21 protein-coding genes are annotated in these 21,319 nt (G+C 72.0%); 7 read left to right on the top strand and 14 right to left on the bottom strand.

The genetic code is table 11. The annotated features are described in order from the left end of the window. Window positions 1–148 precede the first annotated feature (148 nt). From SLINC_RS30305 to SLINC_RS30325, 5 genes are read left to right on the top strand one after another with little or no spacing between them, the layout of a single operon-like run. Window positions 149–2,902, top strand: coding sequence for a sensor histidine kinase (locus SLINC_RS30305; protein WP_079164806.1), 2,754 nt, complete (start codon window positions 149–151; stop codon window positions 2,900–2,902). Next, complete coding sequence (locus tag SLINC_RS30310; protein WP_067439518.1) at window positions 2,899–3,399, top strand: roadblock/LC7 domain-containing protein; 501 nt, start codon at window positions 2,899–2,901, stop codon at window positions 3,397–3,399. The genes SLINC_RS30305 and SLINC_RS30310 overlap by 4 nt, the downstream gene beginning before the upstream one ends. Beyond that, window positions 3,396–3,827 (top strand): DUF742 domain-containing protein, encoded by a 432-nt coding sequence (locus SLINC_RS30315; protein ID WP_067439521.1) that lies wholly within the window; start codon window positions 3,396–3,398, stop codon window positions 3,825–3,827. Before SLINC_RS30310 ends, SLINC_RS30315 begins: the two co-directional genes overlap by 4 nt. Then, on the top strand, window positions 3,808–4,449 hold the full coding sequence (locus tag SLINC_RS30320; RefSeq protein ID WP_067439524.1) for a GTP-binding protein: 642 nt from the start codon (window positions 3,808–3,810) through the stop codon (window positions 4,447–4,449). The genes SLINC_RS30315 and SLINC_RS30320 overlap by 20 nt, the downstream gene beginning before the upstream one ends. 39 nt (window positions 4,450–4,488) lie before the next feature. Then, a complete protein-coding gene (locus tag SLINC_RS30325) occupies window positions 4,489–5,736 on the top strand; it encodes a styrene monooxygenase/indole monooxygenase family protein (RefSeq protein ID WP_067439527.1) in 1,248 nt (415 codons plus the stop codon). Here the strand turns inward: SLINC_RS30325 and SLINC_RS30330 are convergent. The 12 genes from SLINC_RS30330 to SLINC_RS30385 all read right to left on the bottom strand — a co-directional run bounded on the left by SLINC_RS30330 (window position 5,733) and on the right by SLINC_RS30385 (window position 16,875). After that, entirely contained in the window at window positions 5,733–6,683 is a 951-nt protein-coding gene (locus SLINC_RS30330) for a carbohydrate kinase family protein (protein WP_067439530.1), read from the bottom strand. The genes SLINC_RS30325 and SLINC_RS30330 overlap by 4 nt on opposite strands. Window positions 6,684–6,719: 36 nt before the next feature. Further along, window positions 6,720–7,934: a C40 family peptidase gene (locus tag SLINC_RS30335; RefSeq protein ID WP_067445871.1), complete on the bottom strand. Its 1,215-nt coding sequence runs from the start codon at window positions 7,932–7,934 to the stop codon at window positions 6,720–6,722. Window positions 7,935–8,037: 103 nt separating this feature from the next. Continuing rightward, a complete protein-coding gene (locus SLINC_RS30340; RefSeq protein ID WP_067439532.1) occupies window positions 8,038–8,400 on the bottom strand; it encodes a hypothetical protein in 363 nt (120 codons plus the stop codon). A gap of 10 nt (window positions 8,401–8,410) precedes the next feature. Next, window positions 8,411–9,058, bottom strand: coding sequence for a TetR/AcrR family transcriptional regulator (locus SLINC_RS30345; RefSeq protein ID WP_067439535.1), 648 nt, complete (start codon window positions 9,056–9,058; stop codon window positions 8,411–8,413). Between the two features lie 180 nt (window positions 9,059–9,238). Beyond that, window positions 9,239–10,177 carry an AurF N-oxygenase family protein gene (locus SLINC_RS30350; protein ID WP_067439538.1) on the bottom strand — a complete coding sequence of 313 codons (939 nt, stop codon included), beginning with the start codon at window positions 10,175–10,177 and terminating at the stop codon, window positions 9,239–9,241. Between the two features lie 119 nt (window positions 10,178–10,296). Beyond that, complete coding sequence (locus tag SLINC_RS30355; RefSeq protein ID WP_067439541.1) at window positions 10,297–10,803, bottom strand: DUF3291 domain-containing protein; 507 nt, start codon at window positions 10,801–10,803, stop codon at window positions 10,297–10,299. A 44-nt stretch (window positions 10,804–10,847) separates the two neighbouring features. Continuing rightward, window positions 10,848–12,311 carry a penicillin-binding transpeptidase domain-containing protein gene (locus SLINC_RS30360; protein WP_067439544.1) on the bottom strand — a complete coding sequence of 488 codons (1,464 nt, stop codon included), beginning with the start codon at window positions 12,309–12,311 and terminating at the stop codon, window positions 10,848–10,850. Window positions 12,312–12,372: 61 nt separating this feature from the next. Continuing rightward, complete coding sequence (locus tag SLINC_RS30365; RefSeq protein WP_067439546.1) at window positions 12,373–13,734, bottom strand: FtsW/RodA/SpoVE family cell cycle protein; 1,362 nt, start codon at window positions 13,732–13,734, stop codon at window positions 12,373–12,375. 43 nt (window positions 13,735–13,777) lie between these two features. After that, the gene (locus SLINC_RS30370; RefSeq protein ID WP_067439549.1) at window positions 13,778–14,146 is read right to left on the bottom strand and encodes an SH3 domain-containing protein; all 369 of its coding nucleotides are present in this window, start codon (window positions 14,144–14,146) and stop codon (window positions 13,778–13,780) included. Between the two features lie 104 nt (window positions 14,147–14,250). Beyond that, the gene (locus SLINC_RS30375) at window positions 14,251–15,489 is read right to left on the bottom strand and encodes a sensor histidine kinase (RefSeq protein WP_067439551.1); all 1,239 of its coding nucleotides are present in this window, start codon (window positions 15,487–15,489) and stop codon (window positions 14,251–14,253) included. Continuing rightward, window positions 15,486–16,259, bottom strand: coding sequence for a hypothetical protein (locus tag SLINC_RS30380; RefSeq protein WP_067445873.1), 774 nt, complete (start codon window positions 16,257–16,259; stop codon window positions 15,486–15,488). Before SLINC_RS30380 ends, SLINC_RS30375 begins: the two co-directional genes overlap by 4 nt. Before the next feature lie 109 nt (window positions 16,260–16,368). Beyond that, complete coding sequence (locus SLINC_RS30385; RefSeq protein WP_067439554.1) at window positions 16,369–16,875, bottom strand: protein-tyrosine phosphatase family protein; 507 nt, start codon at window positions 16,873–16,875, stop codon at window positions 16,369–16,371. A gap of 124 nt (window positions 16,876–16,999) precedes the next feature. Here SLINC_RS30385 and SLINC_RS30390 point away from each other — a divergent pair, with 124 nt between their 5' ends. Next, the gene (locus SLINC_RS30390; RefSeq protein ID WP_067439558.1) at window positions 17,000–17,803 is read left to right on the top strand and encodes a nuclease-related domain-containing protein; all 804 of its coding nucleotides are present in this window, start codon (window positions 17,000–17,002) and stop codon (window positions 17,801–17,803) included. Window positions 17,804–17,830: 27 nt separating this feature from the next. Here SLINC_RS30390 and SLINC_RS30395 read toward each other — a convergent pair whose 3' ends face one another. Next, window positions 17,831–19,138, bottom strand: coding sequence for a vanadium-dependent haloperoxidase (locus tag SLINC_RS30395; protein ID WP_067439561.1), 1,308 nt, complete (start codon window positions 19,136–19,138; stop codon window positions 17,831–17,833). Window positions 19,139–19,227: 89 nt separating this feature from the next. Next, complete coding sequence (gene ligD, locus SLINC_RS30400) at window positions 19,228–20,109, bottom strand: non-homologous end-joining DNA ligase (RefSeq protein ID WP_067439564.1); 882 nt, start codon at window positions 20,107–20,109, stop codon at window positions 19,228–19,230. Between the two features lie 72 nt (window positions 20,110–20,181). On the opposite strand from ligD, the gene ku reads away from it, so the two are divergent. Then, on the top strand, window positions 20,182–21,288 hold the full coding sequence (gene ku / locus SLINC_RS30405) for a non-homologous end joining protein Ku (RefSeq protein WP_445683982.1): 1,107 nt from the start codon (window positions 20,182–20,184) through the stop codon (window positions 21,286–21,288). The last annotated feature ends 31 nt before the right edge of the window (window positions 21,289–21,319 follow it).

Here is a 21,319-nt window from a genome sequence, read left to right on the forward strand (position 1 = left end):
CACTCCTTCGGGTGGCGGGTCTGGTGATGCGCGACCGCCGCCCACCGGCACTGGGAGGGTCGGGAACGCACCGGGTGTATGCACCAGTTGGCCCCGAAAGATGGGGTGATGGGGCGTCACCCGGGCCATGAGTATTCACGAGTCAGGAATGCGAGCACCGGTGCAGAAGACGCGGCCTCGTCGTACGGGCAAGCAGGCGGCCTCCGGCCCAGGGGTGGAGCAGACACCCGGCACCGCCGACGTCCCGGTGGGCAGGGGCCGACCCACCCACGTACGCACCCGGCTGATTCTCGCCGTCACCGTCGTGGCCGCGGCCATCGCCGGAGCGGGTGTCCCCTCCCTCGTCACCGCCTCCGGGGACCTGCACGACGCCCAGGACCTGGTCACCCTCGCCGAGCAGACCCAGGACGCGCTCGCCCTCGCCCACTCGCTCGCCGACGAGCGCGACGAGGTCACCTCCTACATCGCGGCCGGGCGGCCCAAGTCCAAGGCGCCCTCCGAGGACCGCGGCGCCCGCGTCGACCGGCAGGTGGAGGAACTCCAGGCCGACACCGACGCACCCGCCTCCCTGCGCGGAGAGCTGGACGGCATCGCCGCCCTGCGCCGGGCCGCGCTCACCGGTAAGAGCAGCGCGCTGGAGGCCCACCAGGCCTACTCCGCCGCCATCACCGGTCTGCACGGCCTCGCCGAGCGGCTGGCCGAGCGGATGCCCCCGCGCGCGGGCGACGGCACGCACGCCCTCGCCGAACTGGACTCCGCCGTCCAGCAGGCCGCCGCGGCCCGCGGGCTCCTGCTCGCCGCCCTCAACGTGCCGACGACCACCCAGACCGTGATCAACCCGGTCACCGGCCTGGCGGCCACCGAGGAAGTCTCCTCGGACGCCGACACCAAGCAGCGCGACGCCCTCAGCGCCGCCGCCCAGCAGGCCCGGCTGCGCTCCGACGCCGCCCTCGCCGACTTCCAGGACTCCGCGCCCAAGGCCGCCGTCGCGTCGTACGACTCCACGGTCACCGGCCCGGGGGTCAACTCCGCCGAGAAATACCTCGCCTCCCTGACCGACCAGCCGACCCTGGGCGACAGCGAGCTCGGCACCGGCACCGGCAAGCTCGACGAGGCGCTGTCCGCCCGGATCGACGCCATGCGCGGGGCCGAGGCCGCCCTGTACGAGCGCCAGGTCAAGGAACTCGCCCAGCTGCGCGACGACGAGGTCACCGCGCTGGAGATCCGCGTCGCCCTCCTCGGCGCCCTCATGCTGCTCGCCGTCGGCATCGCCACCGCCATGGCCCGCACCCTCACCCAGCCGCTGTCCGTCCTGCGCCGCGGCTCGGCCCGGCTCGCCGGCGCGGAGGACCCCGGCGCCGAGGAACCCGTCACCTTCACCGGCCGCAACGACGAGTTCGCCCAGGTCGTCCGCTCCGTCAACGCCCTGCACGCGCACGCCGCCGCCCTCGCCGAGCGCGTCACCACCCTGGAGGCCGACCGCAAGCACCTGGTCGGCCAGCGGCAGAAGATGGCGGACGCCCGCGAGCAGCTCAAGGCCGAACTCGCCGACTCCGCCGCCCAGTTGGAGAAGCTGCGCACCAGCATCTCGGCCACCTTCGTCAACCTCGCACTGCGCACCCTGGGCCTGGTGGAGCGGCAACTCGCCGTCATCGAGGGCCTGGAGGAGCGCGAGCAGGACCCGGAGCGGCTCGCCACCCTCTTCAAGCTCGACCACCTGGCCACCGTCATGCGCCGGCACAGCGAGAACCTCCTCGTCCTCGCCGGCACCGATCATGTCCAGCAGAGCGCGGGACCGGTCCCGCTCGTCGACGTCGTACGCGCCGCGGTCAGCGAGATCGAGCGCTACGACCGGGTGCGCATCGCCGCGCTGCCGCCGCACGCCCACGTGGCCGGCTTCGCCGCCGACGACCTCTCCCACCTGCTCGCCGAACTCATGGAGAACGCCACCTCGTTCTCACCGCCCGACCTGCCCGTCGAGGTCTCCGGCTGGCTCCTGGAGAGCGGAGAGGTGATGCTCTCCGTCCAGGACGAGGGCATCGGCATGACGCCCGACCGGCTCGACGAGCTCAACGCCCGCCTCGTCGGCTTCGACCCGGAGGCCCCGTACGAGGCCTACGGCAGCGGCGGCAACGGCAAGGGCCGCAAGAACGCCCAGGACGGTGAGGAAGGGCTCGGCCTCGGTCTGTACGTGGTGGCCAGGCTGGCCCACCGGCTCGGGGTGCGCGTGCAGCTGCGCGAGCAGAAGCAGGGCGGTATCGCCGCCGTCGTGGTCCTTCCCAAGGGGCTCCTGGCCGCCGCGCCGTCCACCGCCGTCCCCGCCGCGTCCTCCGCCACCGGCGGCACGCACGGCTTCTCCTTCCCCGGCGCCGACGCCGAGGTCAACTCCAACGTCCTCAACGGCCGTTCGACCGACGGTGATCCGTTCGTCGCGCTCGCGGAGAACGCCGTACGACGGTCGGAGGAGGCACAGCCGGAGGTCGAGGTCGAGGTCGAGGTCGAGGCCGAGCCGGAGGTGACGGCCGCCGAGACCACGATGGAGCTGCTGGCCCCGGTACCCGCGGCCGTCGAGGACGAAGCCGAAGCCGAGACGGAGCACGGCCGTACCGCGGACGCCCCGGAGGAACTCGTCACCGACAAGGGCCTCCCCAAGCGCACGCCCAAGATCGCCGCACCCGTGTCCGCCCCGCGCCAGCGGAGCGGCAACGTCGACGCGGAAGCGCTCCGCCGCCGTCTGGGCGGCTTCCGCCGGGGGGCGGAGGCCGGCTATCGCGAGGTGGAGGCGGAGATCGCGGAACGGACCGGCGAGCACCAGGCTCCCGCCGGAGAACCCGCACCATCCGAAGCACCTGCATCATCCGAAGCAGCCACGGGGGGCACAGTCGAGGAGGCAAGCAGTTGACCGCGCCCAGTACCTTCGGACTGAGCCGTGAGGCCCGCAATCTTCACTTCCTGCTCACCAATCTGGTCGAGGAGGTGCCGGGCATCCAGTCGGTGGCCGTCGTCTCCTCCGACGGCCTGCTCCTGCTCTCCTCGGACTCCGAACGCAACGCGGAGGCCAGGGAACCGGGCAAGGGCAGGGGCAAGGGGCCACGCGGCTCCTCCGCCGACCTCGCCACCATCGTCTCGGGCATCGGCAGCCTGACCGTCGGCACCGCCAAGCTGATGGACTTCGGCCCGGTGAAGCACACCATGGTCGCCATGGAGGACGGCAGCCTGTTCGTGATGGCGATCAGCGACGGCTCGCTGCTCGGCGTGCACGGCTCCGCCGACTGCGACATGAGCGTGGTGGCGTACCACATGGCCCTGTTCGTGGGCCGCGCCGGACACGTCCTGACGCCCGAACTCCGCAGTGAGCTGCGGCAGTCGCTGGAGAACGAGTCGGGGAGCACCCGATGACCGGAACGCCCAGTGCGGCCGGCGGCGTGCCGGACAGGCTCCCGGTGCGCGGCGCCGACCGCAAACCCGCCCGGGTCCGGCCCTACTCGCTCACCGGAGGACGTACCCGCTTCGGGCACGTCCTCCTCGTCGAGACGTTCGTCGCCGCGCTCGAAGCGCCGGAGGAGCGCAAGGAGTTGGAGAATGGTTCCCTCACCTCCCGGGTCATGCCGGAGATGCAGGCCATCGTCGAACTCTGCCGCCGGATGCGCACGGTCGCGGAGATCGCCGCGCTGCTGAGGATGCCGCTCGGTGTGGTCCGGGTGCTCCTCAGCGACCTCGCGGACCAGGGAAGAATCCGCGTGTACGGAACAGGAACCGGTCACGGCACGGGCCGGCCGGACCGCGCTCTGCTGGAAAGGGTGCTCAGTGGACTCCGTCGTCTCTGACGCCGCTCGTAGCGTCGTCTACCCGTTCGCCGAGGCCGAGGAGGACCTGAAGGCCTGGCAGACGGACCGCTCCCGCGCGCCCGTCGCCACCAAGATCGTGGTGGCGGGCGGCTTCGGTGTCGGCAAGACCACCCTGGTCACCACCGTCTCGGAGATCACGCCCCTGGAGACCGAGGCGCTGATGACCGAGGCGAGCGAGGAGCACGACGACCTCACCGCCACGCCCGCCAAGACGACCACCACCGTGGCCATGGACTTCGGCCGGCTCACGCTCGACGAGGACCTCGTGCTGTACCTCTTCGGTACGCCGGGCCAGGAGCGGTTCTGGTTCATGTGGGACGACCTGGTGCGCGGCGCGATCGGGGCGGTCGTGCTGGCCGACACCCGGCGGCTGAAGGACTGCTTCCCGGCGCTGGACTACTTCGAGAGCTGCGGAGTGCCGTACGTCGTCGCGGTCAACCACTTCGACGGCAGCGAGGTGTTCGAGCCGGACGACGTGCGCGAGGCCCTGACCGTCCCGAAGCACATACCTGTCATGATCATGGACGCTCGCCGGCGGATCTCGGCCATCGAGACCCTGCTGGCGCTCGTCGGCCACGCGCTCGACGAAACCCCAGAGTGACGACCCCTGAGTGACGCCTAGCTAGGAGCCAGCACCCGCATGCGGAAGATACTCGTCGTCGGAGCCGGCCAGTCCGGACTCCAGCTCGCCCTCGGCCTCCAGTCGCACGGGTACGAGGTCACCCTGATGTCCAACCGGACAGCGGACGAGATCCGCTCCGGCCGGGTCATGTCGACGCAGTGCATGTTCCACACGGCCCTCCAGCACGAGCGCGATCTCCAGCTGAACTTCTGGGAGTCCCAGGCCCCGAAGATCGAAGGACTCGGTGTCTCGGTGGCGGCCCCCGGCTCCTGGGCGGAGGGCCCCGCAGCTCGCGCCATCGACTGGGTGGGCCGGCTCGACGGCTACGCCCAGTCGGTCGACCAGCGGGTGAAGATGGCCGGCTGGATGGAGACCTTCGCCCAGCGCGGCGGCCAGCTGGTCATCCACGGCGCGGCGGTCGGCGACCTCGACTACTTCTCCCGCACCTACGACCTGGTGCTGGTGTCGGCGGGCAAGGGCGAGCTGGTGTCCATGTTCGCCCGCGACCCGCAGAGGTCGCCGTACGGCGAGCCGCAGCGCGCGCTGGCCGTCTCCTACGTCCATGGTCTGGGCCCGCGGCCCGAGCACCCCGACCACTACGCGGTCCGCTGCAACCTGGTCCCGGGCGTCGGCGAACTGTTCGTCATGCCGGCCCTCACCACCTCCGGCCGCGCCGACATCCTCTTCTGGGAGGGCATACCCGGCGGCCCGCTGGACGTCTTCAACGGCGTCAAGGAACCGGCGGAACACCTCTCCCTGACCCTGGAACTCATGGAGCGGTACGTCCCCTGGGAGCACGCGCGGGCCACGAAGGTCGAACTGACCGATGCCGGTGCCACGTTGGCCGGCCGCTACACACCCACGGTCCGCAACCCCGTCGGTCACCTCCCGGGCGGAGGGCTCGTCCTCGGCGTCGCGGACGTCGTCGTCGCCAACGACCCGATCACCGGGCAGGGCTCCAACTCCGCGTCCAAGTGCGCCGCGTCCTACCTCGCCTCGATCCTGGAGCACGGCGAGAAGGAGTTCGACGAGGAGTGGATGCGGGGCACGTTCGAGCGCTACTGGGAGACCGCCCAGCACGTCACCAAGTGGACCAACGCGATGCTGGCCCCGCCGCCGGAGCACATCCTCAACCTGATCGGAGCGGCGGGGCAGCTGCCCCCGGTCGCCGACCGCTTCGCCAACGGCTTCGACGACCCGGCCGACTTCGAGAACTTCTTCTACGAGCCGGAGAAGACCGCGGCCTACCTCGCCTCCGTCTCCTAGGTCCTGTCCGTCTCCCAGGTCCTGTCCGGCACGTCCTGTCCGGCGGGTGCCCCCTGGTCCTTCGCGAGCAGTTCGTCCGTCGTGCTTCGGTCCGGGTAGCCGCCCTGGGCGCCCAGCCGGCCGCAGGAGTACGTCGCGGAGGCGACCGCCGCGCGCAAGGCCGTGACCGGGTCCGAGCCGGACAGGGTCCGCGCGATGTAGACACCGGCCAGGCAGTCACCGGCGCCGGTGGTGTCGACGATCGGCGCGCCGGGGAGCGGCGCGACGGCGGCCCGGGTGGCACCGCTCGCCAGCGCCGCGCCGTGTAAGCCACGGGTGCGGACGACGGACTTGAGACGGTGCCGGGCGGCGAAGGCGTCCACGTCGCCTATGGACAGGGTGGCCTGTTCGTTGAGGAAGACGACCTCCGCCTCGTACAGGGCCGGGGCGAGGGCGTCCACGCCGTGGTCCAGCGCGAGAGGTTCCAGGTCGACGGAGACCGGGACCCCGGCGGCCCGGGCCCGCTCCGCCAGCACCGCGGCGGCCTCCGGGTGCAGGCACGAGGTGTGGATCCAGTCCACCCCGTCGAGCCGGACGTCGAGCAGCCGCTCCGGCGGCGGGTACTGGGACACGGACGACGTGTAGACGAGACGTTTCTCCCCGTCGCCGGCGAGCGTGCACACGGAGACCGCGGTCATGCCGGGTGTCGTGGTGACGTGGGTGACGTCGACGCCCCGCGCCGCGAGGAAGTCGGTGGCGTAGGCGCCGAGGACGTCGTCCCCGACCTCGGCGAGGAGCGTGGTGGCGACGCCCTGCCGGGCACAGGCGACCGCCGAGTTCGCGGCCACGCCGCCGGCGCTCACCAGGTTCTCGAACGCGTGCGTCTTCTCGTCCGCGCCGGGATGGCGGGGGACGCGCAGCGCCACGTCGAACGCGATGTCTCCGCAGAACAGGGCCGTCGCCGTCATGGTGGATCCCCTCGTCGTGTCCCATGCCGGGACAGATCAGCCGGAGCCTGCCGTACCTACCCGGCCCCGCCCCTCGACACGCTCCGTCGCGCTCTGCGCGGAGGTCGGGGCGAATCCCTCGTCCGATCCGTCCCGGGCCCCCTCGGGCAGCTCCGGCGGTGTGTAGCGCCGCAGGGGCTTGCCGTCGGGGTCCGGGCGGACGGCGCCGAGCACCGGGTTGGCCGCGATCGGGGAGACCTTGACCGTCGCCCCGGGGCGTGGGGCCTGCACCACCATTCCGTCGCCGAGGTAGAGCGCCACGTGGGTGGCCTCGGGGAAGTAGACGACCAGGTCACCGGGCCGCAGCTGCCCCAGGGGGATCCGTTCGAGCCGCGCCCACTGCTCCTGGCTGGTGCGGGGGACGGGGGTCCCGGCGTCCGCCCACGCCTCGGAGGTCAGCCCCGAGCAGTCGTACGCCGCCGGCCCCTCCGCGCCCCACAGGTACGGCTTCCCGAGCTGCCGTACCGCGTAGCGCACGGCCCGGGCGCCGCCCTTCGTCGGCTTCCGGGTGTCGCTGAGTGCGCCGGACGCCATGAAATTCTTCTGCGCCCTGTCGATCCCGCTCTTCTCCAACTCGGCCAGCGCGGCGAGCTGTTCGGCGCTGAGCGAGGCCAGGAGCCCTTCGACGTCCTGGAGTTTCCCGCGGACGCCGTCGCGGTCCTTCTTGTGGCGGGCGGCGAGGGTGAGTTGGGTGTCGAGGGCCTTGCGGGCGGCGCGGGTCAGGTGGGCGGTGCGTTCCTCGTCTCCGGTCAGGCGGCCCACCGTCTCGGCGCGTTCGCGGGCCAGCCTTCCGATGACGTGGCCCTGGTCGAGGGCGTGCTGGGGGTCGCGGGCCAGGAGGAGACGGACGTACGGGGAGAGGGCGGTGCTGCTCTGGTACTGCTGGCGGGCCAGTCGTCCGGCCGCGCCCCGGCTGTCGTGGAGGGAGAGGCGGGCGCGGGCGAGCTCCTGCTCCAGCCGGTCGGTCTCGGCGCGCTGTCTCCTGAGCCGCTCCTCGGTGGCGTTGTACGTCTCGGTGGCCTCCTCGGCCTCCCGGTACAGGCGCTGAAGATCCGTCAGCAGCTCGGCGACGGACCGCTGCCCGGGGGCCGTGGGGTCGTCCGGTACGGCGGTCGCGGACGGTGGGGCGAGGACGAGGACGGTTCCGGCCGCCATGGCCGCCGTGGTCGCCACGGCCGTCGTACGCAGAAGCCGCAGAAGCCTTTCCGACACGTCATCACCTCCGGTGCGGAGCAGCACTTCCGCTCCGCACCGTGAGCATCAGGCGGGCGCGCGTGGTGCGCGCGCCGGGTGTGCGCGGTTCGGCGCAACCGCGTCACCCGTGCGCGTCATCCGGCTTGCCGCCCGGCGTGGCGTCGGGACCGGGCTCCGGGGTGGACTCCGGCCCGGGCTCCGGCTCGGGCTCCGGCCTGGTCTCCGGTTTGGACCAGGGCCACTTGAGCCTGGTGTCCGTCCTGCCCTGGGGGTCGTACTCGTACTTCCAGCCCTGCTGGATCCCGAGCCGCTTGCTGTGGGCGCGGGGCACACGGCGGTAGACCAGGACGGTGGGCGGGCCGCCGGCCGCGTCCGGGACCGGGATGCGGTAGATCTTCGGCGGGTGTCCGGTGGGGCCCACCAGGACGGGCAGCACGCGGCCGTCCATGGGGCCGCCCTCGAACGGGGTGTGTTCGCTCTTCACGGCACCAGTGTCAGCCATCCACGACGAGCGTCTCGACCAGTGCCGCGGTCTGCGCGTCCCGCCGCGCCGTCACCGACAGCACCGCCACGAACTGGTCCACGAGCCAGTCCCGCAGCTCGTCCGCGGGCGGCTGCTTGTCCTCGTCCAGCCAGATCAGGGAGGCCGCCTCGACGGCCGTGATCCACATGCGGACGGTCATCCGCAGCCGGGGGCCGGGCTCCGTGACGCCCAGATGGCTGAGGATGTGCACGGCGGCGGCCCGTCGTACGCCGTCCACGGTGGCCGTCGTACGGGAGGTCTCCACGACGCTGCCGCCCTGGAGCAGGGCGCTGAACCCGGCGTCGTGCTCGTCCACGAAGGTGAGGTAGCGGTCCAGGGCACGGGCCAGCCGGCTCAGGAGCGGGCCCTCGCGGGGCTCGTCGAAGCACTGCTCCAGTTCCTCGGCGGCGGAACGCAGGGCGGCCTCGTACAACTGCTGCTTGCCGCCCGGGAAGTACCGGTACACCAGCGGCCGTGAGACTCCGGCCGCCTCCGCCACGTCGTCCAGGGAGACCTCCTCGGGCACGCGGTGCGCGAAGAGGGTCAGGGCGGCGTCGAGAAGCTGACTTCGCCGCTCCTCGACGCTGAGGCGGCGGTAGGCGGGAGCGGCTGGGGTCATGCCTCGAAGGGTAGTCGGCCGTCCTCGGGTCCGTTGTGGCTGGTCGCGCCCACGCGGCGAGCCGCACATCGACACAGCCCCGCGCCCCTAGGTGGGTACGGCAGGGCATGCGTCGACTGCACCCACCTTCAGGGGCGCGGGGAACTGCGCGACCAGCCCCCACCGGCCCGCGGACAACCATCAGGCCAGTAGTCCCGAAGCCCTCCACAGCCGTCGTCCGACACCTCGCAGGACCCCGATGTCGTCCAGGAAGTCCGTCAGCTTCTTCGACCCCGTCTGCATGACCTCCCGCCGGTGCCCGCTCGCCTTCACCTGGGCCAGGGCCTCGCGCTTGTCGAGGCCCACGTTCGTGTAGACGTCGGGGTTCACGAAGGCGACCGAGAAGACGCGGGCGAACTCACCCGACGTGACCCGGGTGAACTCCTGGGACCACTTCGGGGCGGTCACCATCTGGCGGCGCAGCTCCTCGCGGGCGTACCGGACGTGCCGGGCCTCCTCCACCACGTGGATGCGGGTCACACCGCGGATCAGCGTCTGGACCCGCTCGTCCGGGAAGGTCAGCCGCTGCATCCAGTCGAGGACCTCCTCGCCGAGCAGCGTGGCGGTGAAGGAGCCCGGGGTGGTGGAGATGGTCTTGAAGAGGCGGCCGAGGTGCTGGTGGGCCTTGCTCACCGGGTACCAGGGGGTGCCGCCCTGGGAGATCAGCCGGGCGAACATCTTCGAGTGCCGGCACTCGTCCTCGATCTCGGTGAGCGCGTACCGCACGTGCGCGCTCGTCGCCGCCTTGTCGTAGATGTGCCGGACGAGCAGCTGCATCAGGATGATCTCGAACCAGATGCCGAGCGAGGCCAGCGCGGCGGCCTCGTGCTGCGACAGCAGGATCCGCTGCTCCTCGCTCATCCGCTTCCACAGCGGGGTGTCGTACAGCGACACCAGCTCCGGCGGCCAGAACCACTTGCCCTCCTCGAAGGGCGCCTCCCAGTCCAGCTCCTTGTCCGGGTCGAAGGAGTGCTTGGCGGAAGAGGCGAGCAGCCGCTCGGCCACCTGCTCGCGGTCCTTGAGCAGCCCCAACGCATCTCGCAGCCCGTCGAGCGCGTCGGCTTCCGTCAGGGTCGTCATGCCTGATTCACCTCGTTACCGGGGGTCACATCGTCCGCGTCTTATGAGACTGCCTGTCAGCAAGCCCGTCAATCCCTCTGGCGCGACTTGTTGACGAAAGATCTACGAACGATCGACCCTCAGGTCGAGCACCCCAGTTCCTCCGGGATCTCGCCCGTCACCGGCTCCTGGGTGTCCGGGGGGAACGACGTCCGCAGGGTGAAGGCGTGCGGTGTCGGGCCGTTGGTGCGGAGGTGGAGGAGGCGGGACTCGGCCTCGGCGACTGTGGGGCGGTGGCCGGTGGGGACCCACCACAGGGCGGTCATGGCCTCCTGGACGCGCTCGAACCACTCGCGGCGGCGGGCGAGCATCTCGCGGTGCTGTCCCTGGTACATGAACGCGGTCAGGGCGTTCGTGTCCCGCCACACGGTCAGGTTGATGATCAGCCAGTCGTCACCGAAGACCTTGATGTCCGTCGCGTCGCCCCCATCCGACTGGAGCCGCCACACATAGCCGTCCGCCTCCTCCGCGGAGGCGTTGACCGGGTCGAGCGCGTCGACGAAGTCCTTCAACTCGGGGGAGTCCAGCGGAAACCTGAGTCGGGAGATGTTCACCTGGGCGAGTTCGTAAGCGGTGGCGGAAGTCATGTACCGAACGTTAGGTCGGGCGTTCGGGGCCATCAACCCCCGTCTCACTTCCTGGAGTTGACCACCGCCTCCATCACCGCCCGGGCGATCGGCGCGGCCACCCCGCCACCGGTGATGTCCTGCCGGAACGCCGAGGCGTCCTCCACGACCACCGCCACCGCGACCTTCGGCTCCAGGTCCTTCTCGCCCTGCGCCCAGGACACGAACCAGGCGTACGGCGTCCCGGAGTTGAGGATGCCGTGCTGGGCGGTGCCGGTCTTGCCGCCGACGGTGGCGCCGGGGATGGCAGCGTTGCCGCCGGTGCCCTCGCGCACCACGTCCGTCATCAGTTCCTTGAGGCGTACGGCGGTCGCCGGGTGCATCGCCTGCCGTACCGGACGCGACCCGGCCGTCGCCACCGTGGCACCGCCCGCCCGGGTCGTCCGCTCCACCAGATACGGCTCCCGCACCTGCCCGCCGCCCGCGACGGCCGCCGCGACCATCGCCATCTGCAACGGCGTGGCCCGCGTGTTGTACTGGCCGATCGACGACAGTGCCAGCTGCGCCTTGTCCATCGTCGTGTCGAAGGTGCTCCGCGCCACCGAGAACGGGATCCGCAGGGCCGGGTCGTTGAAGCCGAAGGCCCGCGCGGTGGCCGCCATGTCCGTGACGCCCACGTCCACCCCGAGCTTCGCGAACACCGTGTTGCAGGACCACTTGAAGGCCTCCCGCAGCGAGAGGTCCGCGCAGCCGTCCGACTCGTTCGTCAGCGTGGTCGTCGTCCCGGGCAGCCGGTAGGGCGCGGGGGAGTCGGTCGGCTCGTCGAGGTCCGTGATCACCCCGGCGTCCAGCGCCGCCGCCGCGGTGACCACCTTGAAGGTCGAACCCGGCGGATACGTCTGCCGTACCGCCCGGTTGAGCATCGGCCTGTCCGCGTCGCCGTTCAGCCGGGCCCAGGACCGGGCCACCGACCTGTCGTTCCCGGACAGCACCGCCGGGTCGTACGACGGGGCCGACACCAGCGCCAGGATCCGCCCGGTCGACGGCTCGATCGCGGCCACCGCGCCCTTGCGCCCGCCCAGTCCCCGGTACGCCGCCCGCTGCGCGGCCGGGTCGAGGGTGGTCACGACGTCTCCGCCCGGATTCCGGGACCGGGTGAAGTCGTTCCACAGCGGGAGGGGCGACAGCATCGGGTCGGCGCCGGACAGCACGCCGTCCTCCGCGTGTTCCAGGAGGGTCGTGCCGTACTCCTGCGAGGCGAAACCGGTGACCGGCGCGTACAACGGCCCGTCCGCGTACGTCCGTTCGTAGCGCAGCTGCTCACGCGTGTCCCGGGAGCCGGTCACCGGCCTGCCCTCGACCAGGATGTCGCCGCGCGGCTGCCCGTAACGGGCGATGGTGGCACGGCGGTTGGCCGGACTGTCGTCGTAGGTGCGGGACTGGACAACCTGGAGACGGGTGGCGTTGACCAGGAGCGCCGCGAGGAGCAGCGCGCAGAAGACGGCGGCGTGGCGGATGTACCGCGTCATCGGCGGGCCGCCTCTCCGTCGTACAGCGACATCGGGGGAGCCGCATCTCCGTCGTACCGCCTCACGGGATCGCCTCCCCGTCGTACTGGCTGCGGGCCGAGTCGCTCACCCGGATCAGCAGTGCCACGATCGCCCAGTTGGTGACGACCGAGGAGCCGCCCTGGGCGAGGAAGGGCATCGCCATGCCGGTGAGCGGGATCAGGCCCGTCACGCCGCCCGCGATCACGAACACCTGGAGCGCCACGATCGAGGCGAGGCCCACCGCGAGCAGCCGCCCGAAGGGGTCGCGCAGCGACAGCCCGGCCCGGTAACCGCGCTCCACCAGCAGGCCGTACAGCAGGAAGACGGCCGACAGACCGGCCAGGCCCAGTTCCTCGCCCGCCGTCGCCAGGATGAAGTCCGACTTGGCGGCGAAGCCGATGAGGACGGAGTGGCCGAGACCGAGTCCCGTGCCGAGGACACCGCCCGTCGCGAAGGCGAACAGGGACTGCGCCAGCTGGTTCGGCCCCCGGCCCGCCTCGATCGACGCGAACGGGTGCAGCCAGTCCTCCACCCTGCCGTGCACATGCGGTTCCAGCCAGCCGACGGCGACCGCGCCCAGCGAGGCCAGCAGCAGACCGACGGCGATCCAGCCGGTGCGGCCGGTGGCGACGTACAACAGGACGACGAACAGGCCGAAGAAGAGCAGCGAGGTGCCGAGATCGCGTTCCAGGATCAGGACGCCGACGCTGAGCAGCCAGACGGAGACGATCGGGCCGAGCACCCGTCCCGTGGGCAGTTGGAGCCGCCACAGCCGGCGGCCGGCGTACGCGAGGGCGTTGCGGTTGGCCGCCAGGTACGCGGCGAAGAACACCGCGAGCAGCACCTTCGCGAACTCGCCCGGCTGGATGGAGAACCCGGCGATCCGGATCCAGATCCGGGCCCCGTTCACCGCCGGGAAGAAGATCGGCAGGGTGAGCAGGACCAGCGCGGCGACGACACAGACGTAGGAGTAGCGCTGGAGCACCCGGTGGTCGCGCAGCAGCAGGACGACCACGATGAACAGGGCCACCCCGAGCGTGGACCACACGAGTTGGGTGGGCGCCGCCCGGTCGCCCGGGGTCTCCAGGTCGAGCCGGTAGATCAGGACGAGGCCCAGGCCGTTGAGCAGCACCCCGATGGGGAGCAGCAGTGGATCGCCGTACGGGGCACGCCAGCGCACCGCCAGATGCGCCATCAGCGCGAGCACGCCGAGCCCGGCGCCGTAGCCCGCGGCGCCGGGCGGGACGGTGCCGTTCCTGGCGAAGCCGACCGCGCAGTAGCCGTACACCGACAGCAGGACGGCGAGCACGATGAGGGCCAGCTCGATGCCACGGCGCCGGGGCAGTCGTACGGCGGGCGTGGGCGGATCCGCTGTCCGTACGGAGGTTCCGGCCTTGGTCATGTCCGGAACTTACCCAAATGGCGTGGGTTGTCTTCTTCCGTACTCAGCACCAGCGTGGCGCGGGCCCGATGTTGTCGATGTAACGGGCCGCGCCCCAGGCCCAGGTGCCGTCGGGGAGCAGGTACCACAGCGGGTTGCCGTCGATGGTCTGGCCGCCGGTCTTGCAGAAGATCTTGACGATGTCGCCCTTGTGGACGTACCGGATGATCTGCGAACCCCGGGTCGGCGCGCTGCGCAGCGCCAGCGTGCCCGCGGTCACCACGCCCTTGTACAGGCGCGGCTTGTCGTGGTGGTGGTGACCCCCGTCACCACGAGGGTCCCAGTCGTCGCTCGCGACGGCGGGAGTGGTGGCGGCCGCGGCGGCGAACGCGCCGACGGCGACGGCTATCGCGAGACGGGAACGCAGGGGCATGGGGGATACCTCCATGAGTGGGGCGAAAGCTGACTAATCGCCACATTAGGAGTAACGGTGGGCCCTCGCCCGTCACGCTGGTCCATAGGGGCAACGCCGAACTCTCACGGCAACGTCAGCTCGGCCACCGCGCCTCCGTCCGCCGCGTTGCGGAAGACGAGCCGCGCCCCCAACACCTCCGCCTGCCCCACGGCGATGGTCAGACCCAGCCCGTGCCCCTTGGAGACCCCCTCCGTACGGAACCGCTGCGGCCCGTGCTCCACGAGATACTCCGGATACCCCTCGCCGTGATCCCGCACGGTCACCACGGGCCCCTCCACGGTCAGCACCACCGGCGGCGCCCCGTGCCCATGGGCGTTGGCCACCAGATTCCCCAGCACCCGCTCCAGCCGCCGCCGGTCCGTCTCGACCCGCGTGTCCCGCGGAGCGACGACCTCCGTGTCCGTCCCCGACGCCCGCACCACCCGCTCGGCCAGCGCCCCCAGGTCCTCGGTGTCCAGCTCCAGCCGCTCCCGCCCGGTGTCCAGCCGCGAGATCTCCAGCAGATCCTCGGTGAGCGTCCGCAGCGCGGCCACCCGGTCCCGCACCAGCTCGGTCGGCCGCCCGGGCGGCAGCAGCTCGGCCGCCGCGTGCAGCCCCGTCAACGGCGTACGCAACTCGTGGGCCACGTCGGCGGTGAACCGCTGCTCGCTCAGGAGCTTGCCCTGCAACGAGGAGGCCATCGAGTCCAGCGCGGCGGCGACCGCGGCCACCTCGTCCTCGGGACGGCTCGGGTCCTTCGTCCGGGGATCGCCGACCCGTGCGTCCAGGTCGCCCGCGCTGATCCGCCGGGCCACCTGGGCGGTGGTGTGCAGCCGCCGCGTCACCCGGGTCACCGCGAAGGCGCCCACAAGGAGCGTCACCCCGATCGCCAGCGCCGACGACCAGAGGATCGCCCGGTCGAGGGCGTCGATGGTGCGCTTGCCCTGGGAGTAGTCGACCGCCACGGCCAGGGTCCGGTCGCCGTCGACCGGGCCCGCCGCCCACATCGTGGCGCGGCCGTGCCGCTCGCCGACCATGGTGCCGCGCTCCCCGGCCGCCGCCAGTTCCCGCAGCGGCTCGGGCAGGTCGGGCGGATCGACCGCGGCCTCGCGCATCAGCGAGTCCCCGGCCTCGAAGTCGGACGTGGAGTCCTTCAGCCGGGCCAGGGCGAGTTCGCGCGCCTGGCCGACGGTCTGGTTGGTCACCGAGACGTGCACGAGGATGCCGAGCAGCGCCGCGAGCCCGCAGCACATCACCGTGATGAAGACGGCGGCCTTCACGGCGAGCGCACCGGTCCAGCGGGGGAGCGCGGGCCGTCTCATCGGCCGCTCGGCGAGGGGGAGGGAGACAGGGAGGGCGAGAGGGAGGGCGACGGGGAGCGGGCGGCGGACGGGGCCGCCGACGGGTGCTTGCCGCCCTTCCGGTCGCCGACCCGCAGCATCTCGTCGTGAGTGAGCAGCATGACGTGCTGGTCGGGGTCCCAGGTCCACTGGAAGCGGTACTCGTAGCTCGCGATGTCCGACGGCGAGTGGATGATCACGGACCGCCCCGCCAGCTCGACCCCGGTCACCGCGTCGTCGTTGGACATCACCCGCACCAGCCGGCCCGACTCGAAGGTGTAGACGCGGACCGCCGTCTGGTTGCCGGGCAGCAGCCGGAAACCCAGCGTGAGGTCGTCACGGCCGTCACCGGTGAGGTCGCGGTAGTACGGCCGCAGCACAGGACACCGGCCCTTCGCCGCCCCCTTGCCGCAGTCGGCCATCCGCCGGGCCGTCTCGTAGTACGGCGCCTTGGTGCCCGTGTAGGCGTCGGGGTGCTGGGAGATCTCCGCCCGGACGACGGCCACCGGATCGACCCTGTGGAGATCGTCGCCCGGCGCCTTGATGCCCTTCATGAGCTCGGACTCGCCGTCGTCGTAGTCCCAGGCGGGACTGGACGCCGGGGTCAGATCCGGCCACAGCCGGGCCGGGCTGATCGCGGTCTCGGTCGGCCCCGCCCCCCGGAGCCCGCCGGCGTCCCCGCAGGCCGTCAGGGCCGCCGACAGCAGGGCGACGGCGACGGCGACGGCCGGGCGGATCCGGGTGCGGGGCACGGTGCTCTCAGGGGCTGAGTGGCGGGCGGTGATCGCGTCCACTTTATTCGCGGGGGCGTCCTTTGCGCGCACTCAGGGGAAGCGGCTGTGGAGAAACGATTACTCAGGATTACTCGGCGAGTTCCTCAAGAAGCCGGGCCGTCGGCAGCCCCGCCTTCAGATACGCCACGAAGAGTTCGTTGTGCAGCGCCCAGGGCGAGCGCCGGGTACGGATCAGCCGGATCGCCTCCTCGGCGGAACGTCCCTGGCGGATCAGGGCGTGCGCGACGACCAGCCCCGAGCGGTTGTAGCCGTGAAAGCAACGGACGAGGACCTTGTGGCCCTGGTCCAGCGCGTCACAGGCGGCCTGCGCCAGCCGTATCACCCCCGCGAGCTGGGTACCGTCCAGCGGCCCGTCGGGAATCGGCCACACATGGTGCTCGACCCCGGGATCGGGACCGTGCCCGGGCAGCCTCAACAGCGTCTGGACGAGGTCGAACTCGTCCCGCACGACCGCCTGCTCGACCTGTCCGGTGTGCCTGCCGAACTCGTGCCCGCCCATCCACAGGCCGGGCACGATCTCGTTCCACGGGCTGTCCGGAGCCGGTACGTCGGCTTCTTTCCCGCGCGTCCGCAACGGCGCCTCCCCAAGCCCCCGTCGACCGATCACATACGTACCCGGGCTGACTCCTCTTCAAAGGTATCCGCCTTCTTGCCCCTGGAGCACCCCGCCTGTTCCCATGGTCGAGGGGTGATGGTGCATGAGCGGACTGCGCGTCGTACCGACCTGGCGCCACGGTCAGGAACGGCTGTACGTCTGCCTCACGGACGGCAGGAACATCGCCTGGTACGACCGTGAGGCTGCCCGGGTCAACCTGCTCAGCGAGGACCGCAGAGAGGATGTGCTCGACGTCCTCGGGCCCTTCCTCACCGGCTCGGTGGCCATTGGCCCGCCCCCGGTGCCCACGCCCGCGGAGCTGGCCCGGCTCTCCCTCCATCCGGACGACGACCTGGCGCCCAACCGTCCCGGCGAGGCGCTCCAGGTCGACCTGGACCGGGACCCGGGCCCCGCGCACCGGCTGCGCCCCGACCCGCGCCGCCGGGCACTGGCCGCGGAACAGGCGGTGGGCGACGCCCTGGACCGGCTGGACGGCGCCGGCTGGCACGCCCTGCACTCGGTCCCGCTGCCCGGCGGAGACCGTATCCACCATCTGGCGATAGGCCCCGGCGGCCTGTTCGCCGTCCACACGGTGTACGCCCGCAAACAGCGGGTCGCGGTCGCCGATCCCATCGTCACGCTGGGGCGGCGCGAACCGGCCCCGCTGCTGCGGCGCGTGCGCGCGGACGCCGACCGGGCCTCCTACGCCCTGACGGCCGAGGTCCATCCGGTGCTCGTGCTCGTCGGACCGACGGACGTGTCGGTCACCGCGCCGCCGCGCGCGGTGCGGGTGCTGACGGACTCGGAGGTGGAGGGGCTGGCCCGGACCGGCGGGGTGCTCAAGCCGGCGGACGTGGAGGCACTGCACGCGATGGCCCGGGACCGGAACACGTGGGTGCGGGTGTGATCTCCGGGCGCGGGTGAGCGGGGCGGTTCACTCCGACGGCCGGAAGTAGTGGTCCATCGTCCGGTCGCCGATCCGCGCGCCGACCCTGCTGCCCACCACGTCCGCGGTGCGGAAGTGGATGCCGCTCCAGACCCGGGCGTCGATGACATCGCGGTTGAAGTCGGCGGAGCTGGTGTAGGCGCGGGTGGTGCCGGTGACCGCCGAGGTGAGCCGGAGATCGATGTCGCCGCCGGTGAGACGGTCGAGTACGGCCATGACGGCGCCGTCGTTGGCGCAGTGGCCGCCGATGTACTCGGGATACGGGGGTGTGCGCAGGAGCGGTTCCCAGGCGGGGTCGGCCTCGGTGGCGGGGTTGCCGTCGGTGTCGGCGAGACGGATCGCGTGGAGCGGACGCCAGTAGGCGTAACGGAACTTGGCGTTCCAGGTGGTGATCGTCGCGTCGGCCGCCGCGGTGTTGGCGGCCGCGAACAGCCGGGCCGCGTCGACGATGTCGAGCCCGTGCCGGGTGACGTGGTCGGCGTAGGCGCGCTGGAACTGCTGGGGCAGCGGGTCGGAGAAGAATCGGGCCGTCTCGGTCTGCCAGGGGGTCCGCTCGGTGCTGTCCTTGCCGCCGACCGCCCGCACCTCGGCCAGGTCCCGGGCGTACCGCTTGGAGGCCAGCGCGGGCGGCGGGCCCGGCACGAACCGGTCCGGTGAGTCGAAGGTCATCGGCCGCACCCTGCCGAGCCACGGGTTCACGGCGGCGCTGTTGCCGGGCGGGGCGGGGCGCCAGACACCGGGGGCCGGTTCCGGGGCGAACGGCACGTCGGCGCCGCGTCCGTCGTCCTCGCGCAGCTCGATGATCCGGTCGGCGGCGCGGTGCCCGAACCGGACACCCCGCTCCTCGGCCGTCCCGTCGGGGATCCGGTCCAGGGACGCGGCGAGCGCCTTGTCGAGCCGGGCCTCGGAGGCCGGGAAGTAGGTGAGCAGCACCCGGTGCGCGGCGGCCGCCGCCGCGGCCTCGGAGGAGGCGTGGCGCGGCCCGCGCGCGTGCCACTTGTACGGCGTGTAGCGGCCCTCGATGCCGACCACCGCGTTGTAGACGGCGGCCGAGACGAAGCCGTACCAGAGGAAGGGCTCCGCCGTGGGGCGCCGCGCGTCACCGGCGACGACGTCCACCGCCGTGCGGCTCCAGTCGGTGACGACCCGCGCGTCGGGACTCGTCCGCGACGGCTGGTCCTGGGCCGCGGTGCTCGGCGCCGCCCAGGGCAGGGCGCCGAGGGTGAGCGCGGCGAGACCGGCCGCGAGAGTGCGGCGGCGGGTGCGGGACGAGGGTGAGGAGGGTGGTGTGTCCATGCGGCTCTTTCCGGGGGAGGGGGATACGGGTCGGTCAGGGGCCCTGCCGGCCGGGAGTGCGGGGCGCGGGGTCAGGGCCCCGGCGTCACTCACGGCAGTGCGCCGGCGTGCTGTCGGTCGAGCAACGGGGCCAGCAGATCGCCGTGGTCCCGCACGCGGGGCGCGATGTCCGGTGCCTGGAAGTCCAGCCGGGCGGGGTCTCCGCACTCCTCGACCTCCGTCCAGGTCACCGGTGCCGACACCAACGGCCGGGCGCGGGCCCGCAGGGTGTACGGCGTGGCCGTCGTCTTGCGCGCGGCGTTCTGGCTCCAGTCCACGAACACCTTTCCGGGCCTGAGGTTCCGCGTCATCCGGTGCACGACCAACCGGGGCATCGCCCGCTCCGCCTCGACGGCCAGCTGCTTGGCGTACTCCGAAACCTGGTCGGACGAGGCCCCCCGTACGGCCGCCAGCAGGTGCAGCCCCTTCGACCCCGCGGTCTTCGGGTACGCCTCGATGCCGTCCGCCGCCAGCCGCTCGCGCAGCCACAGGGCGACCTCGCAGCACTCGACGACCGTCGCCGGCGCCCCCGGGTCCAGGTCGAGCACCAGCCGGTCGGCCTCGTCGGGCGTGTCCACCAGCCACTGGTGGGTGTGGAACTCGGTGACCAGGTTCGCCGCCCACATCAGGCTCGCCAGGTCCTGCACCAGCACCATCCGGGCCGGCCCCTCCGAGCGGGGCACCTCGGCGGTGGTGACCCAGTCGGGTGTACCGGGCGGGACGTTCTTGGTGAAGAACACCTGGCCGTCGGGGCCGTCGGGATAGCGCAGGAAGGACACCGACCGCCCGCGCAGATGGGGCAGCAGGACCTCGGCGGTGGTCGCGTAGTAGTGCAGCACCTCGCCCTTGGTGAAACCGGTCGCGGGATACAGCACCTTCTCCAGGTTGCTGAGCGCGAGCCGTCGCCCCTCCACCTCTGTGATCGGCGTCATACGATGAGAATTCCAGAGATTCCGTCGAAGACGCGCACAAGTCGTCGCAAACCGATCGAAAGGGTGCTGCACGTGCGATCCATATGGAACGGCGCCATCTCGTTCGGCCTGGTCAGCATTCCGATCAAGCTGGTGAACGCGACCGAGAGCCACTCGATCTCCTTCCGCCAGATCCACACCGAGGACGGCGGCCGCATCCGCTACCGCAAGGTGTGCGAACTGGAGGACCGCGAGGTCACCCAGTCGGAGATCGGCAAGGGCTACGAGGACGCGGACGGCACGATCATCCCGATCACCGACGAGGACCTGGCCCATCTGCCGCTCCCGACGGCCAGGACGATCGAGATCGTGGCCTTCGTGCCGGCCGACCGGATCGACCCGCTCCAGATGGACGCCGCGTACTACCTCGCGGCGGGCGGCGCCCCGGCCGCCAAGCCGTACACCCTGCTGCGCGAGGCCCTCAAGCGCAGCCAGAAGGTCGCCGTCGCCAAGTTCGCGCTGCGCGGCAAGGAACGCCTCGGCATGCTGCGCGTGGTCGGCGACGCGATCGCCCTGCACGGGCTGCTGTGGCCGGACGAGGTCCGTACCCCCGAGGGGGTCGCGCCCGACACGAGCGTCACGATCAACGACAAGGAACTCGACCTCGCGGACGCCCTGATGGACACCCTCGGCGAGATCGAACTGGACGACCTGCACGACGAGTACCGCGAGGCCCTGGAGGAGGTCGTCGCCGCGAAGGCCGCCGGCGAGGTCCCGCCCGAGGCACCCGAACCGGCCCGGGGCGGCAAGGTCCTCGACCTGATGGCGGCGCTGGAGAAAAGCGTGCGCGCGGCCAAGGAGTCGCGGGGCGAGGAGGCCGGGGCGGCGGAGGAGCCCGCCGAGGTCAGACGCCTCCCGGCCCGGAAGTCGGCCCGGGCCACGCCCAAGCAGACGGGCGGCAAGAAGTCGACGGCGTCCGGCGCGGGGGCGAGGAAGACGGCCGCGAAGAAGACGGTGGCGGCCGGGAAGAAGTCGACCGCGAAGAAGACGGCGGCCGCCGGGAAGAAGTCGACCGCGAGGACGACCACCGCGAAGACGACCACCGCGAAGTCGAGTTCCGCGAAGACGGCGACGGGCAAGAAGACCGCGGCCAAGAAGACCGCCGCGAAGAAGACCACGGCCCGCAAACGGACCGCGTGACCTGCGCACCGCGCCGGCTCCTGGCCGCAGC

It is taken from the genome of Streptomyces lincolnensis, from assembly GCF_001685355.1.
Taxonomy (GTDB): domain Bacteria; phylum Actinomycetota; class Actinomycetes; order Streptomycetales; family Streptomycetaceae; genus Streptomyces; species Streptomyces lincolnensis.

Excerpts from the sequence above, each read along its gene's own strand:
- SLINC_RS30305 (WP_079164806.1), top strand. The coding sequence starts at position 149 with ATGCGAGCACCGGTGCAGAAGACGCGGCCTCGTCGTACGGGCAAGCAG.
- SLINC_RS30315 (WP_067439521.1), top strand. The coding sequence starts at position 3,396 with ATGACCGGAACGCCCAGTGCGGCCGGCGGCGTGCCGGACAGGCTCCCG.
- SLINC_RS30325 (WP_067439527.1), top strand. The coding sequence starts at position 4,489 with ATGCGGAAGATACTCGTCGTCGGAGCCGGCCAGTCCGGACTCCAGCTC.
- SLINC_RS30330 (WP_067439530.1), bottom strand. The coding sequence starts at position 6,683 with ATGACGGCGACGGCCCTGTTCTGCGGAGACATCGCGTTCGACGTGGCG.
- SLINC_RS30345 (WP_067439535.1), bottom strand. The coding sequence starts at position 9,058 with ATGACCCCAGCCGCTCCCGCCTACCGCCGCCTCAGCGTCGAGGAGCGG.
- SLINC_RS30350 (WP_067439538.1), bottom strand. The coding sequence starts at position 10,177 with ATGACGACCCTGACGGAAGCCGACGCGCTCGACGGGCTGCGAGATGCG.
- SLINC_RS30355 (WP_067439541.1), bottom strand. The coding sequence starts at position 10,803 with ATGACTTCCGCCACCGCTTACGAACTCGCCCAGGTGAACATCTCCCGA.
- SLINC_RS30360 (WP_067439544.1), bottom strand. The coding sequence starts at position 12,311 with ATGACGCGGTACATCCGCCACGCCGCCGTCTTCTGCGCGCTGCTCCTC.
- SLINC_RS30365 (WP_067439546.1), bottom strand. The coding sequence starts at position 13,734 with ATGACCAAGGCCGGAACCTCCGTACGGACAGCGGATCCGCCCACGCCC.
- SLINC_RS30370 (WP_067439549.1), bottom strand. The coding sequence starts at position 14,146 with ATGCCCCTGCGTTCCCGTCTCGCGATAGCCGTCGCCGTCGGCGCGTTC.
- SLINC_RS30375 (WP_067439551.1), bottom strand. The coding sequence starts at position 15,489 with ATGAGACGGCCCGCGCTCCCCCGCTGGACCGGTGCGCTCGCCGTGAAG.
- SLINC_RS30390 (WP_067439558.1), top strand. The coding sequence starts at position 17,000 with ATGAGCGGACTGCGCGTCGTACCGACCTGGCGCCACGGTCAGGAACGG.
- SLINC_RS30395 (WP_067439561.1), bottom strand. The coding sequence starts at position 19,138 with ATGGACACACCACCCTCCTCACCCTCGTCCCGCACCCGCCGCCGCACT.
- ligD (WP_067439564.1), bottom strand. The coding sequence starts at position 20,109 with ATGACGCCGATCACAGAGGTGGAGGGGCGACGGCTCGCGCTCAGCAAC.